The organism is Vibrio sp. MED222 (assembly GCF_000153005.1).
Taxonomy (GTDB): domain Bacteria; phylum Pseudomonadota; class Gammaproteobacteria; order Enterobacterales; family Vibrionaceae; genus Vibrio; species Vibrio tasmaniensis_A.
The window spans coordinates 1,297,369-1,313,177 of sequence record NZ_CH902606.1; the positions used below are offsets into that span (position 1 = coordinate 1,297,369).

A 15,809-nucleotide genomic window follows, 5' to 3' on the forward strand; every position below is an offset into this window, starting at 1 on the left:
AGGGTTAGTCTTTAAACTCGTTACTTTTTAATTCATCACTTTCAAGCTTGTCACTTTTAAACTAGTTACTGACTTTTAAATGCTCGTAATTTGCGCCTTATATAACTGAGTGCAATTTATAAAATAAAGATCTAGATCACAAAGATACTCATCCGGTTCAATATTAAATAATAATCGTTAACTCAATCTGTATATTGTCGATGAATGACATTAAGAGGTTGTTATGAAAACATATTATTTAGCGGCGGCTGTATGCCTCACCTTGGTTGGCTGTAGTTCAACATCAAGTATCACCGAAACCTTAATCCAGCCGGATCCGGCATGGACATCAGGCCAGCTAGAAAATGGCCTTACCTACCATGTTTATCCAGATCATGAAGAATCCGTATCTGTTCGTTTAGTTGTGCACGCGGGTTCGTTCCAAGAGACTGACCAACAAGAAGGTTATGCGCACTTTTTGGAGCACATGGCATTCAATGGCAGTAAAAATTTCTCTCAAAATGACGTGATTCGTCTATTCGAAGATGCAGGCGCTAGCTTTGGCGCTGATATCAATGCCTACACTTCTTACCAAGAAACTGTGTATCAATTAGATTTACCTGACAATGTCCAATTACAGTCTGCCCTGACGTGGATGCGAGACATTGGTGATGCTCTGGACCTATCAAGTTCAGAAGTCGAAAAAGAGAAAGGTGTGATTCTTGGTGAGTTCCGTTATGCACGCTTAGACGACAAGCCATTCGCAGAACAGTTTTTAGACCACTTCATTGAGGGTGGTCAGTATGAAGGCCAAGATGCACTTGGTACTAAAGAGTCTGTACTCAGCGCGACTTCCCAAGGGCTAAATAACTTTTATCAGACTTGGTATCAACCTCAGAACGTTGAGGTGATTGTCTCCGGTGACATTGACACAAAAACCGTCATTCCATTAATTGAACAGAAGTTTTCAGATTGGCAGCGAGGACAAACTCCCAAGCCAGTAAAACAAAGAATTACCACCTTTAATGAAGGTGATTATATTGAGTATGCAGAATCGGAAGCGCCAAGTATCTCTTTGATGATCAACCGAGGGGCAAGTGCGGTAGACACTCGCGCGCAACAGCATCAACTTTGGCTTGATGAGACAGCACAGCAACTGATCAGGCAGCGACTTAATACCAAGTTCAATGATGCGGCTTTGCCAACTCAATGGATAAGTTCCAAACATTATTCTATGGAATATCAGCGCTATTCATTGGTGGATGTTGGCTTTCCTGTCGGCGCTCGTGAGGTGACTCAAAAGGAGCTAATCGCCACATTGGCATCTCTGCGTGATTATGGCGTCTCTGAAAATGAGATAATTAGCGAACAGCATTATTATCAAGACTTGCTCGATAATGTTGAGATCGATTGGGACAATATGGACAGCGTGCAGCACGCTAACCAGAAAGCGACGGCTTTAGTGAACGAACAAATCGTGCAATCACAACGAGACTATGAAGCGAGCCTTGAAGAGTTTGTCGCAAACCTCGATCTTGATGCGATTAATGCCAATATTAAGGCTTTGCTTTCTAGCGACTATTTTGTAGTGGTTGGTATGAATGAAAGTGAAGATAAAGTCGCCGTTACCCAAGCCATCGAGAGCTTGAAAGCAACTTATAGCGAAAAGGGTGCCAAACCGTTGTTTTCGGTGACCAGCAGTGCTTTTGCTGTTCCTAGTTCGCAAGGCGATATTGAGTTAGTGGAACAGATGTATGTAGACCCATATGTTCAAAAGTGGACGCTTAGCAATGGTATCGATATGTGGTATCTGCGTGACTATCTCGCAGGCGATGACATAGGTATTTACTACACAAGCTTAGGTGGTAAGGCCGCACTCGATCCTAAGTTATATCCAGCGTCAGAGTTAGCTCTTGCTGCTATCGGTAGAAGTGGTGTTGGCAGTTTTTCAGGAACGGAGCTTGATGCGCATTTGGATCGTGAAGATATTCAGGTTTATCCGTTTATCGATTTTACTCACCATGGCGTCGAATTTAAGCTCACCAGTAATGGCTTAGCGGAAACTTTTGCTGCGCTCAACGCGATCGTTACATCAGTCAAGGTATCGCCAGAGCAACTGGAGGCGGTTAAGCAAGAGTTCATTCAAAATCGAGATTCTTACTTAGCAAGCCCTACTGGTCAGTTCGCATATGCAATGAACCAAAATACCTATCAAGCGGACAGTGATCATGTGCTGCTCGATAGTAAAAGTGTGGAAACGGTTTCTGTTGAAGAGATAAAGAGCGTCCATCAGCAGTTGTTTGGTCAATTCCGAAATAATCAGCTGGTTATTGTGGGCGACATTGATCCAAGTGAACTGAAACCTCTGGTTCGCCAGTACTTGGCTTCTATTCCATTGGAAAAAGCCGTTGTGCCTGACTTTAACGTCGCGTACAAGCACCCATCTAAAGCGCGTATTGATTTGTCGGTCAACACGGCTAATAGCACTGAGTACATGCTAAGAGTCATTGCGGAGCCTTCCGAGCAAACTGGAATAGTAAGAGGGAAAACGGCGAAAGATATCTTTATGGAAGACATGCTGCAACGCCTGCTTGTTACTCGTTTAGACGCGTACATACGTGAAGATTTAAGTCTAGATTACTCACCTTATGCTTACTGTGTATCGCAAGATGGTGATACAAGCCATGACTGGTTTATTGGTGCGCTGATCGACCCTAAAAATGCCGATAAGATAGAGGTCGCGATTGATAAAGTGATTGGAGACCTTCTGAAGGGCGTATCAAATGATGAGATTAGAGCGGCAGGCAAGCAACTAGAAGCGGACTTTACGCCTTTAGATACTAGTGTTGTTGATCAAGCATGGTTCGTGTCTCGTTATCTTTTGCACGACTATGGTGTAGAAGCCTTGTTTAACGTGAAAGCGACGGTTAACTCAATTTCTCGTGAAGATATGAATCAACTTGTCCAACGCATCTTTGGTGAAAATAGCCGTAAGGTTAAGAACATCATGCGTCCTAAAGCCTAAAGCCTAAAGCCTAAAGCCTAAAGCCTAAAGCAGACTGAAACACTTAACCCAAAGCCAAGCGCACATCGCTTGGCTTTCTTGTTTTTACACCATTCATAATATCTATGCACCAAGCTTTGTTGAGCTCTTTTTGAGGTATATAAATCTAAATGCCGTGAGTGCCTAATCGGTTGCATCGTATCATTTTCTAAAAAAATGTTTTAAATCAAGACAGCGTTTCATTTGTATTGTAGATTGACGATCTACGAGAATGTTGTTTGGATATTAGATTGCTTAAATTAGGTACCCGATTAGTCTTAATGTTGTTTTTACTGAGCTTTGGCTTAGTGAACTCTAACGGCTATTCGTTCCCTTCTAAGCCATTTCAAATTCATTCGGCTCAAGAGCAATCTTCACAGAATGAACAATCTTCCTCGATAAAACAGTGTAAACAAGCCGCTACGGATAATCCGTCGAGCTACTTAGAGTGCGATAAGGTTCCGTTTGGTACCGTGCCTTATGGTGACAGTTCCAACTATCATGACACCGAGTCGAGCCTCCAAGCTGCAAACTTCAGACGTATGCTCAGTAACGAGCAAGAAAGCGTGGCCGATCTTGAGCCTGCTTATCATCTACTGATCGACTTTTCACCCCCTTCATTACTGGCTTCTCTGCTCTTCAACACGCCGTTGTTGGATTCCAAGCAGCACTGGACCAGCATTGTGAGTTCTCCGTCCTCCCGGCTTTCTGGGTGGAAAGAGGGCAACATTCAATACTCGCATTTCCGAGAACTTCTTAGCTAATCGTTTGACCTTAAATTGGTCGTATCGATGATCGCCTCGCGCTCGTTGAACTCGCCAATTAACCCAATATAGCGACACACAATTATTAGCCTCACTGTTACTCAATCAGCTTGTTTTGGTTGTGACTAGTTGTCGTTTGTGTTCGCAAAACATTAGTTATACCAATCGCAGTAAATAACTGGCCATCCTAGCTGGTTAAAACGCTCGATCACTGCTTTTTCCCGGCGCTATTTTTGAGCACGTGTTTACGGTGATTGGTAAAAAGAAGAGATCTTGACTGTGAAAAAACGCATTCCAAGAAAACAAATTAACCACTACTCAAAGTGGAAATACGTGGTGCTTATTGCCACCATCATCATCATGATTCTAAGCGCTCTACCTTCTTGGTTTGGCGAAGATGCCTCGGTTCAAATCAGTAACCGCTCTGAGCAGACGATCGACGCCACTCAAGTGACGCAATATCTTGCTAGCGAAGGCATTCAAGCCAAATCAGCCTTTCAAAAAGACAAACGTTTAGTGGTCATCTTAGAAGATGCTGAGCAACAAGCGAAAGCCAAAGAAGTACTCAATGAGCGCTTCCTCGACAACGCGACGGTTGCGCTAGCGATGGAGCCAGCAGCACCTAAATGGCTGACTGACATGGGCTTTGCACCGATTCAGCTAGGCCTAGATTTACGCGGTGGAGTGCAGTTCTTATTAGAAGTGGACATGGAACCGGTTTACCACGCACAAGCTCAAGCGATGGTCGACGAGGTGACCAGTCAGGTGCGTTATGCACGCGGTAAAGTGGTCAACGACCAGGTTCAGTTTGATTTCCGTACCGACGCCGATTTCGAAAAAGCACAAAAGCTGATTCGTGAAGAGTTCCCACATTGGCTACGTGATCGTTCAGATAAGTCACTGACGTTAACTCAGTCTGAAGAAGAGCAAAGAACGCTACGCAACCTAACAGTTCAACAAAACCTGCAAATCATGCGCAGCCGTATTGAAGAATTAGGCATCACAGAAGCATCGATTCAACGCCAAGGTGAAAGCCGTATTCGTATTGAATTGCCAGGTGTTCAAGACCCTGCAGCAGCAAAAGACGTGATTGGTGCAACCGCATCTTTGGCGTTCTACTCTGTTTACGACAATGCAACTCGTAATACTCAAACGCTAAAAGATACAGATGGCAATCGTGTCGTTGTCGCTCGCAAAGCAGTACTGAGCGGTGAACACATTATTGATGCTCGTAGTGGCATTGGTGAGATGGGCAGCGCAGAAGTAAACATTACCCTAGATTCTTCTGGTGGTAAGAAAATGTCCGAGTTCTCACGTCATAACATCGGTAAGCCAATGGCAACCGTGTACAGCGAATACAGTCGTGATAGAGCGGGCAACAGCAAGCAAGACAGTGAAGTGATCAGTGTGGCAAACATCCAGTCTCAACTGGGTAGTCGTTTCAGAATTACTGGTGCTGGCAGCTTGGCTGAAGCGCAAGAGCTTGCGTTACTGCTGCGTGCGGGTTCATTGACTGCGCCAGTGACCATCATTGAAGAACGTACCATTGGCCCATCTTTGGGTGCTGAAAACGTAACTAACGGCTTTGCTGCTTTGGCACTTGGCCTTGGCCTTACGCTAACGTTTATGGCGCTATGGTACCGCCGTCTTGGTTGGGTCGCGAACTGCGCATTGGTGGTTAACATGACCACATTGTTTGGTTTGATTGCGCTGCTACCGGGTGCGGTATTAACTCTGCCGGGTATTGCGGGTTTAGTACTGACCGTCGGTATGGCGGTAGATACCAATGTGCTTATCTTCGAACGTATTCGAGACAAGATGAAAGAAGGCCGCAGCTTTGCTAGCTCCATCGATCGTGGTTTTGACAGTGCGTTCTCTTCTATTTTCGATGCTAACGTCACCACCATGATCGTTGCTGTGGCTCTATATACCATTGGTAATGGACCGATTCAGGGCTTCGCTCTGACACTGGGCTTAGGCCTTCTAACCAGTATGTTCACGGGCATTTTTGCTTCACGAGCGATCATCAATTTGGTTTGGGGGCGTGACCAACGCCACGATGTAAGAATTTAAGCATGAGTATTTCAAATATGACTATTTCAAACAGCAGCATGACTCGCCTTCGTAAGGTGATGTCTGTGATTTCTATTGTGCTGTTCATGAGCTCTGTGATGCTGGTGGCAGTGAAAGGTTTTAACTGGGGCTTGGACTTTACTGGCGGTGTGGTTGCCGAGGTTCAGCTCTCTGATCAAGTAACCAAAGATGCGTTAAAAACCAAACTTGATACGGCTTTCCAACAAGACGTACAAGTGGTTGGTATGGCAGAACAGGATCGCTGGACAATTCGTTACAGTCAACTGACAGACGCTCCACAGCCAAACTTAGTGGATGCTTTGTCTTCTGTAAGTGACCAAGTAAAAGTGCTTAACAGCAGCGTGGTTGGCCCTCAAGTGGGTCAAGACATGGTTGACCAAGGTGGCTTGGCGGTATTGGTGTGTTTCCTAATGATCATGCTGTACCTGAGTGTACGATTTGAATGGCGTTTAGCACTCGGTGCCCTTGCCGCGATCATCTATGACGTGACGCTTATCTTGGGTCTGTTCGCTTTTACTCAGTTTGAGTTCAACCTGACTGTGTTAGCGGCTGTGTTGGCGATTTTGGGTTATTCATTGAATGACTCGATCATCATTGCCGACCGTGTTCGTGAAATGCTGCGTGGCAATCCAAGCGGTGATACTGACAACCTGCTTAACGAATCAGTTAAAGCGACCTTCTCACGCACCATGGTGACTTCAGGAACAACTCTAATAACCGTCTCTGCGCTTTGGCTACTGGGTGGCGCGGCACTGCAAGGTTTCGCTATTGCACTCGTTGTGGGTATTGTCAGCGGTACGTGGTCCTCCATTTCAGTAGGCATCACCCTACCTAAATTACTTGGCCTACAGCCTTGTCACTATCAGGTGAAACCAGTAGTAGAAGTTGAGGGTGAGTATCCTTAGTTTCCTGATTGCTTAAGTTTTCTAATTGGATAGCGCTCAGCCTTAGTCCTCATTGACCAACGAGTGAGTTCAGCAAAGCCTTTCGTTTGTAGCAAGACGAAGGGCTTTATTTTTTATAAGAGTCAAATGGTTAGAGAAAAGTGAGCCTATTTAAAAAAACAATGGATTGAGCAGGCAAGCCCTCATTATATGAAGTATGTTTATATGACGTCAGTAGAAATGAGGCAAGGGAATGGAATATCGACATCAATGTCATGTAGGCGACCACGGTGATGCACTCAAGCATCCAGTATTGAGTGCACTGGTTAAATCATTAATGCAGCAGCATTCACGCCTGAATGTTATCGACACCCACTCAGGTACAGGCTGTTATGATTTAACTACCGCACCAAGCAATCACGCGGGTGAGTTTGCAGAAGGGGTCGGGTACTTGTGGCGAAATAAAGCTTATCTTCCTCCGGCCTTTGCTTCATTTATGTCGGTGCTGGAATACTACAATCCGAATCAACTTATCTCTCTCTATCCGGGCTCAGCAGCCATCACTTACCAACAAGGCCGTAGCCAAGATAGTTTCTATTTTTCAGACATTCAGCAAGATGAAGCTGATTTACTGCAAACTAATATTGAGACGTTACAACGTGACCTTGATGTCTCAAGCAAGCTGACTATTTCCGCGGGTGATGGGCTTAAAGCGTTGCCTGATGACGTAGCAAAACACGATAATCATCACCTGATTGTTATCGATCCTCCCTATGAAACCGATTCTGAATATCTCGCGGTGATCGATGCCTTGGTTAAGGCGTATCAACAATCTGATAAGGTATCTGCACTAATTTGGTACCCGCTTTACACGGATGACAAGAGCTCACTGATTCTGAATCACTGTGTTACTGCAGTGAAAGATGGTTTGCTGCCAAGTCCGATTAAGTCGGAGCTTCGCCTTCGAGACCCTAAGGGTGATGATCGCCTAATCGGCAGTGGTTTGTTGTTATTCAACCCACCACAAGGCATTTCAGGAATAGTCGCAGATACGCTTGATTATTTACACAGCCAACTCTCGACCAATGGTGAAGGCTACTGGCAAATGAGAAGCCTATAGATCTGATTTTTATGGGTTTTATGATGATTTTCGAGATGTAGATCGCTAAATCATTTCAATCTGTATGGTTTAAATTGACCAAACTCTAACTTTTATCGATTGATTTATCGCGATGAATCATATAAAAATAGTACATCAATGCGCACAGGTGCATACTGGCTCATAAGTTAAATAATTACCCAAATTAATATCAGATTGTGGTTTACCCCCTAAACTGCATAAGGCTCGCACTAGTCACGCGAGCCTTTCTTTTGCCTGTCGAAAATGTTTACAACAGATTCTCTTCAATTTTTAGTGCTTTCTCGATGAGTTTCGCATTGAAATCTGCAGCTTCCACAGAGTAATGTGCTTTACGATGGCAAGTCGGACAGAGTGCAATTACATTTTCAGGGCAATCAGCTCCACCATCAGCTAACCGTGTCAGGTGATGCACTTCTAGGTAAGGACCTGACTTGGTCTCAAAAGGCGAGGGCACACCACAACCTTCACAAAGCCCATTTGCTCGTTTCTTTGCGTAAAGCTTGATTGCTTCACTGCGGTACTTCACATGCGTGAGTTGTTCTTTGGGGTCAGCTTTTAGTGGCGTTGAAGCTAACGCAATGTCTCGTAATTGCTTCAGAGACTTACTTTTAGTCGGCTTAGTAAGGTATGAAACTTTCGGAGATTGAATGATGTTTCCGATACTTTGAGGGACGATATCTAAATGGAAAACTATTGCATCACGGAGTTGATCGTTCTTGTCTGGGCGCTGTTCGATGTGATGACAGATGTAGTTGCAAACACCGACGAATCTTACGAAGCCAGTTGAGACTGATTCGAATAAGAGAATCTCTTTGAGGTTGTTTTGGTGTTCAAAGATGGCCAAGTTTCCTTTAACCATTTGCATATCACCTTCTTGCCCTTCTCCTGTATATCGGAAAGTGCCGTCTGCACTAAAACCATCAGAGTAGCCAAATTCTTCACCAGCATCGCTAGTGAAGATAAACACATATGGGTGAGCAGCCGGCGTCGCGATACCGCCATATTGCTGACCTTTGTAATGACCGTGTATATCTGTACGTCGATTGTAAACCTGTCCTACATTGAACAATGGAGAGTCCTCATTTATCCGTTTAAATCGGAATTATTATTGATATTTCTATAATTAATTTTTGTGTAAAGTTCAAATATAACAGTGGTTTAAGTTGAAATGTGCAATTGGATTTTCGAGTGTAAAAAGGTATCGGCTCGGTCACGTTTCTAGACAATTAAGCCTGCAGTACTCTGCAGGCTTGGTGTTTGTTTAATGCTTTATCACTACAACGCAGGGTAATCGATATAGCCTTTTTCGTTGCCGCCGAACAGAGTGGCGCCATCAAGATCGGATAGTTCATTGCCGTTTTGTAGGCGTGATACGAGGTCTGGATTCGCAACGAATGGGCGACCAAATGCGACGAGGTCGGCGTAGCCTTTGCTTAACACTTCTTCGGCGCGTTCTGGTGTGTAGCTGCCAGCAACGATGATGGTGTTAGAGAATAGCTCTCTTAGCTCTAAACGGAAGCTTTCAGGTATCACAGGTGCGTCATCCCAATCTGCTTCTGATAGATGCAGGTAAGCGATGTCGCGTGCTTGTAGCGCCTTTGAAGCTTCTAAAATAGTTGGCACGATGTCTGGGCAGTTCATGTCTTTGAAGGTGATGAACGGAGCTAAACGAACACCCACCTTATCGGCACCAATCGCATCAATCACTGCATCCACCACTTCGATTAGAAAACGAAGTCGGTTCTCGCGGCTGCCTCCATAGTTGTCGGTGCGCTTATTTGAATTGGTTCTTAGGAATTGATCGATGAGGTAGCCATTACCACCGTGGATTTCCACTCCGTTGAACCCTGCCTCGACTGCTTTTTTCGCTGAGTTAGCAAAATCTTGAACAACACGATCGATATCGGCTTGGGTCATCTCTCTTGGTTGGATGCAATCCACCATGTTGCCGTTACCATTCTCATCAGAGATCCAAACCTGCGTTTCTATAGGTGCCAGTGCTGAAGGTGCAATCGGCAACTCGCCTTTTTGAAAGGTAGGGTGTGATACTCGGCCTACGTGCCATAGTTGGCAGAATATCGCGGCACCTTGCTCTTTTGCTGCTGTTGTTACTGATTTCCAACCTTCGATTTGCGCATCGGTATAGACGCCGGGTGTGAATGAGTAACCTTGAGAGTCATCTGAAATTTGTGTGGCTTCAGTGATGATTAGCCCTGCACTTGCTCGTTGTTGGTAATAAGTCGCCATCATGTCGTTTGGCACGTTTCCAGGCTGGCTGGTGCGAGCGCGTGTCATGGGTGCCATAACCACACGGTTTTGCAGCTCTAGGCCTTTCAGTTCTGATGTTTCGAATAACTTGTTCATGATCTCTACCTTTATGAATTTTTAGTGCTGTGCCAATTCCAGTTTGATAATGAATTGGCACTTTGAAGTTACGGAGTTCTTAAATTATTTAGCTTCTGTGGGTGCAAATATTGAGTTGCTTTGTGGTTTCTCTTTTCGGTTAGCTTTAGCGATTAAGAACAAGCCGACGATAGGAACCACAACGGCTGCGAACGGAATCATGCCTGCGCCTAGTTGGCTGTCGAGTACCATGCCACCAAGGAATCCACCAAAGGCATTGGCTAAGTTAAACGCTGAGATATTCGCAGTTGCTGCTAGCTCTTGCCCTTCGCCACCGTGGTTCATTACTCGAAGTTGCATGGCAGGGACGTTCGCAAATGATGCAATACCAAAGACAAATGCAGCTGCAACGAAGAGGATTTTGTTGTCTACCACAAGGCCAACTACCACCAATGAAATGATCATCGCGATAGCCCAAAACATTGAAGCTTTGCCTAGGTTTTTATCTGAAGAGCGTCCGCCCAAGGTGTTACCGATGATTAAGCCAACACCCACTATCACTAAGATCCAAGTCACTGATTCTTGACTGTAACCTGTGATGTGCATGGCGATTGGCGCAAGGTAGCCGTAAAGCGTCATGAAGCCAGACCAAGCAAAAGCGGTGATTGCTAAGCTGATCAGTAACATTGGATTTTTGAACGCTAGAAGCTGAGTTTTGATGTCCTTCGCTTCACTGTGACCTGTCGACTTAATCGAAGTCAGAATGGCAAGCATCGCGATAGTGCCAAGTGCTGCCACGGTAAAGAAAGTGGTGTGCCAACCGAATTGCAAGCTGACCCATGTACCAGCTGGAACGCCAAGAACGTTAGCGAGTGTTAAGCCTGCGAACATCTGGCCAACGGCACGACCTGCCATTTTTTCAGACACTAAGTTGGTTGCAACAACCGCACCGATACCATAAAAAGGGCCTTGCACTAAGCCTGCGATAACACGGCTGGCAAGTAGAAGTGGGTAGCTAGGAGCAAGGGCTGATAAGACATTACCGATGATGAACAGTGCCATTAAGCCAATCAGCACCATCTTCTTGTTAAAACGTGCTAGGTAGATGGTTAAGATCGGGCCGCCGATAACGATAGCCAACGCGTAAGCACTGATAAGGTAGCCAGCTTGACCTTCTGTGATTGAAAGTGATGTGGCGATCTGTGGAAGAATGCCTGCGATAACAAACTCAGCCGTGCCGATTGCAAATGCAGCGAGTGTCAGTATCCAAACTTGGAATGGAATCTTTTCTTTATGGGTAGTTTCTTTATGGATAGTTTCTTGGTGGACAGTTTCTTGTTTCATGATGATCTACCTATGTAAATTCTTGTTTGTTAGGACGTGAGATACACGCCCTAACGATTGTTCTTTATGTCTTTGCTTCTTTGCGGAGTGTTAGCCGAGTAGAGCGCCGCCATCGATATCGATGATTGACCCAGTGACGTATGGGTTATTAATTGCGAACAGGTAACCCATGGCTATCTCTGAAGGCTCGCCAACCTTGCCTGCGGGTAGGTTGTTTTTGGCGTTGTCGTACATGCTTGTACGAGCGGAATCGTCCATGTTTTTGTAGGCTTCCGTCATGGTTAAACCCGGGCTAACGGCATTGACTCGAATGGGGGATAGCTCTTTCGCCAGTATTTTGGTTACGCTTTCTAGTGCGGCGTTGATGGCGGTTTTTACGTAAGTGCCTGCCACAACCTTGCGTGACAACATGCCAGTTGTGAACGTGATAGAGCCGTTTGGTGTCATGTAACGAGCGGCATGTTTGGCTACGTTTAAGCTGCCCCAAAACTTAGTGTCAAAAGCTGTCTTAGCGTCTGCGGTTGCTACGTCTGTTACTTTTCCTGCGGGAGCGGATGAGCCAGCCGTTACGATTAAGTGGTCAAACACGCCAATCGATTCGAAGTATTCACAAATCGACTTTTCATCCGTGATATCAACGCCGGTGTGTCGGCTGGCAATATGTACCGTGTTGTTCTCGTTTCTTAGTTGCATCGCTAGTGCTTTGCCGATACCTGATGTGCCACCAATGATGACGAAAGTGTGTTTCTCTTGTTTAGTCGATTCGTTAGTCATGCTCTGAATTCCTGCGTTGTTCTGTTGATGTTTGCCATTATATTTATTCGACTAAATTTGATAATTGGTTAAAATATAAATTCATTATTCGGTTAAACTGAATAGTGTGGCTGAGTATTCAAATCGAGCATTAAGATCGAGAAGTAAGACGAAGAGGTGGAAGCGAGAATCGTATGGATAAGTTTTCAGATATGGCGATGTTCGTGAGCATTGTTAAGCATCACGGGTTAGCTGCGGCTGGGCGAGAGTTAGGGCTTTCTCCTGCGACCATGACAGCAAGGCTGCAGGCGCTTGAAGAACGATATGGTGTGAAGTTGTTGAATCGAAGCACGCGTCATGTGTCTTTGACCGACTCTGGGGAGTTGTATCACAAGGCATGTTTGGAGATTTTAGACAACGTCAGTGAGGCCGAAAACCTGATTCAAAATGGCGTAAAAGAAGTCAAAGGCTCGCTAAAGATTGCCGCGCCAAAAGACATCGGAAAGCAGTACATTCTTCCTATTCTTTCGGAGTTTTGCCAGCAGTATCCGGACGTTATTCCTTACCTGTATTTGAACGATAACCTCTCGAACATTGCTGAATCTGGCATGGATATCGTGATTCGTTATGGTGAACTGGTCGACAGCAGTTTGATATCCAGACGCTTATCACCAAGCCGACGTGTGTTGTGCGCTTCTCCTGAATATCTTGCTAAACATGGAACACCGTTAACACCACAAGATTTGGTCGAACACGACTGTTTAGCCATGCTGCGTAGCAATGAAGAGCTCAAGACATGGCACTTCCAAGACAATGATATGAAGAAGTCGGTGACGGTTGTGCCGAAGCGATTTTCAGACGATGGCGAAGTGATTCGCTACTGGGCATTAAAAGGTGAGGGCATTGCGCTTAAATCGGTGTTGGATGTGCAAGATGACATCAATAACCAACGCCTTGTGACTCTGCTTAATGGCTACATGAAAAACTTCAATACCGCGATGTCGGTGTCGAGCGCCGACTTGAATGTGGTGTACATCAGCAAGAAATATCAGCCGAAGCGTATCCGACTGTTTTTGGATTTTCTGTTTGAGCGGTTTGGCGATTACGTCAGCTCGAGTCGTTAATTTCCGAGTTAAACAAGTAAAAGAAATACAACGATGGCAACCGCTAACGCCCTTGGGATAAAAGTATCTTTGTCTATCATGGGCACCTCTTATCGTGCCTCAAATGAATGAGGCACGGGTTATTTATTGGGGTTAACGAAGGTGTAGATAGAACGGAGAGAAGGTATCAATCACATCAACCAAACGTTGAAGTTGCTTGATATCGCCCTTGGTTGCTTTCGCTGTTGATTCTTCAACATTGATGTCTTTGACTAAGAACAAGTGAACAAGGTCTTGTTTTGACATATCGACGGTGAGATCGGCGCTCTCAGAGCTAAAACCATTGTCGACAGCCATTGTGCGGTTAGACACGTTGACAAGGTATGGGCTTCCATCCACAACAAGGTTGATGACGTGCGTCTCGTTGGTGTTCAATTGCTCGGCTATTAGGCGAGTTGGAATCAGTGACATCACATCATCGGTTGGTGCCTCAACGAACTTGCTGGCATCGCCAAAAAAGTTCATTGTATCGAGTACGCCATCTAGTTCTCCGCGAAGCTCTGCTGCACCTGTGAGTGCCCAGTGACGCCAACCCGGGGTCGATTGTTCCCAACCCCAACGCTCTAGCGCAACGGCTTTTTGTCCACGAGCATACATATCGTTGTGATCGACTCGGATAACATGCGTTAGGATCTGCATCGCTTCACCGTACTGTTGTTTCTCGATCATGCGATCCGCAGCCTTTCTAATGGCGTCTGAGCCACCCATCATATCAACGTAAAGTTGCGCCATGTCTTTGTGTGCAGGCTTCGCAAGCTCACTGGCATCACCATTGAACCAACCAACATTACCCGCATAGATATTGGCAACATTTTGATATTCTGAGCCACGCAACGGGCGAAGGTAATCGTGATCTTTGAGTTCTTCAGGCAGACGGATACTGTCCGAAAGCTCATGCATGGTATAGCCTTTGTTGATATGGCGAACCGTTTGATCTTGCATGTAGCGCAGTGAATCCGCGTAGGCTTTCATTACATCTTCAACACGCTCTTGGCTTACTGCAGAACGGCCGTGGTGTAGGGAAAGCGTTTTTGGCTGATAGCGGCGCATGCGGTCTATAGAGTCTGCCCATTCAAGGCCGTCACGGTACTCGGTACCACGAATGGTGTAGAGGTTTGGAATGGTTTCACCTTGAATGGTATCGCCACCGACCATGTCTCCCGTTTCATGTACATAGAGTGCAACACCATCTGGCGCTTCTCCTGGGGTGTGGAAAAACTCCAATGTAAGGCCATCTACCTTCATGATCATCAGATCGTCGACTAAGATATTTGGCGCGAAGAAGGATTTGTTTTGTGATTGCATCACGATGTCTGCTGGGTAGCCAACACCTTGGTTTACCCCTTTATCGTAGTCATTGTTATGAGGGATAAAGGCACCAAATGCATACGCGGTTCGAATCGACTGTTGATTAAGATAAATGCCAGACTCTTCATTCATTTTCTTCTGGAAATCAACATGAGCGATGACATTAATTTTGCCAGATTCGAAGTCTTCACGCGTTGCTAGCCCCTCGGTTCCTGCCCATTGATCTGGGTGGTGGTGAGTATAGAAAATCGTATGAACCTCACGCTCGTCTCCAGTTGCGTCACGGTAAGCCGACAGCATGGCTTCACCGGTTTCAGCCGTTGAACCAGCGTCGATAATGATCAGTCCTTTGTCACCCTGAAGGAAGGTGATCGAAGCTCCCTCAAAGCCAAATGCGTTGTACATGCGGTCTGATAGCTTAAAGATCACAGGGTTGGTCATTGCTTCTTCCATCGCTGCTAACTCTGGATGAATTTTGCCTTCTTGCTGCGCCTTTTCCATGTTTTCTTTGTTGTATTCCGGCGTGAATAGAGGTTCACCTCGCCAGATTATTTCTGGGAATGACCCCGCTAGTTTTGTCGAGGCATTTTCAGATAAAGGGAAGTAACTTTGCTGCTCAGCAGACATGGTTGGAGAGAGAAACTCAATGCCATTAGCAAACGGGTCATAGTTATTAGAAAGCACAACATCGTACTCGCTCATATCGAATGAGTGGTCATGGTCGCCGTGAGTTAAACGCTCTGATGCGTGATGAGAGTGAGCCATCACATTGCAAGACGCTAAGATTGAGAGAGCAATAATGGTTTTTTTCATAGTGTTACCCTGGTTCTGTATTTCGTATGAATCAGACTCAGAATCCATCCTGTTTCGTCGTTCTTCAAAAGTTGAAGGATACGAGGGTGTGTAATAGGCCTCGTTGATGACGATATCTTAGGCAGTTTTTAAGCGGCGAACCATTGGGTAGTAACTATAAAACACATAGATTTTATCTAT

At 45.4% G+C, this 15,809-nt stretch carries 11 protein-coding genes; 6 read left to right on the forward strand and 5 right to left on the reverse strand.

The window, feature by feature from the left end:
- Window positions 1-223: 223 nt before the first annotated feature.
- From MED222_RS15990 to rlmJ, 5 genes are all read left to right on the forward strand, one after another.
- Window positions 224-3,004, forward strand: a complete 2,781-nt coding sequence (locus MED222_RS15990) for a M16 family metallopeptidase (protein ID WP_009846060.1) — start codon at window positions 224-226, stop codon at window positions 3,002-3,004.
- A 299-nt stretch (window positions 3,005-3,303) separates the two neighbouring features.
- Window positions 3,304-3,786, forward strand: a complete 483-nt coding sequence (locus MED222_RS15985; protein ID WP_009846061.1) for a hypothetical protein — start codon at window positions 3,304-3,306, stop codon at window positions 3,784-3,786.
- Between the two features lie 273 nt (window positions 3,787-4,059).
- On the forward strand, window positions 4,060-5,859 hold the full coding sequence (gene secD, locus MED222_RS15980; protein ID WP_009846062.1) for a protein translocase subunit SecD: 1,800 nt from the start codon (window positions 4,060-4,062) through the stop codon (window positions 5,857-5,859).
- Between the two features lie 2 nt (window positions 5,860-5,861).
- Window positions 5,862-6,785 (forward strand): protein translocase subunit SecF, encoded by a 924-nt coding sequence (gene secF / locus MED222_RS15975; protein WP_009846063.1) that lies wholly within the window; start codon window positions 5,862-5,864, stop codon window positions 6,783-6,785.
- Window positions 6,786-7,017: 232 nt separating this feature from the next.
- Entirely contained in the window at window positions 7,018-7,884 is an 867-nt protein-coding gene (gene rlmJ / locus MED222_RS15970) for a 23S rRNA (adenine(2030)-N(6))-methyltransferase RlmJ (protein ID WP_009846064.1), read from the forward strand.
- A gap of 268 nt (window positions 7,885-8,152) precedes the next feature.
- Here the strand turns inward: rlmJ and MED222_RS15965 are convergent, their stop codons facing one another.
- The 4 genes from MED222_RS15965 to MED222_RS15950 all read right to left on the reverse strand — a co-directional run bounded on the left by MED222_RS15965 (window position 8,153) and on the right by MED222_RS15950 (window position 12,366).
- Entirely contained in the window at window positions 8,153-8,974 is an 822-nt protein-coding gene (locus MED222_RS15965; RefSeq protein ID WP_009846065.1) for an HNH endonuclease, read from the reverse strand.
- A 206-nt stretch (window positions 8,975-9,180) separates the two neighbouring features.
- Window positions 9,181-10,269: an alkene reductase gene (locus tag MED222_RS15960; protein ID WP_009846066.1), complete on the reverse strand. Its 1,089-nt coding sequence runs from the start codon at window positions 10,267-10,269 to the stop codon at window positions 9,181-9,183.
- An 84-nt stretch (window positions 10,270-10,353) separates the two neighbouring features.
- Window positions 10,354-11,592, reverse strand: coding sequence for an MFS transporter (locus MED222_RS15955; protein ID WP_009846067.1), 1,239 nt, complete (start codon window positions 11,590-11,592; stop codon window positions 10,354-10,356).
- A 90-nt stretch (window positions 11,593-11,682) separates the two neighbouring features.
- A complete protein-coding gene (locus MED222_RS15950) occupies window positions 11,683-12,366 on the reverse strand; it encodes an SDR family oxidoreductase (protein WP_009846068.1) in 684 nt (227 codons plus the stop codon).
- A gap of 173 nt (window positions 12,367-12,539) precedes the next feature.
- Here MED222_RS15950 and MED222_RS15945 point away from each other — a divergent pair, with 173 nt between their 5' ends.
- The gene (locus MED222_RS15945) at window positions 12,540-13,469 is read left to right on the forward strand and encodes a LysR family transcriptional regulator (protein WP_009846069.1); all 930 of its coding nucleotides are present in this window, start codon (window positions 12,540-12,542) and stop codon (window positions 13,467-13,469) included.
- A 132-nt stretch (window positions 13,470-13,601) separates the two neighbouring features.
- Here MED222_RS15945 and MED222_RS15940 read toward each other — a convergent pair whose 3' ends face one another.
- A complete protein-coding gene (locus tag MED222_RS15940; RefSeq protein WP_232281799.1) occupies window positions 13,602-15,629 on the reverse strand; it encodes an alkyl sulfatase dimerization domain-containing protein in 2,028 nt (675 codons plus the stop codon).
- Window positions 15,630-15,809 lie beyond the last annotated feature (180 nt).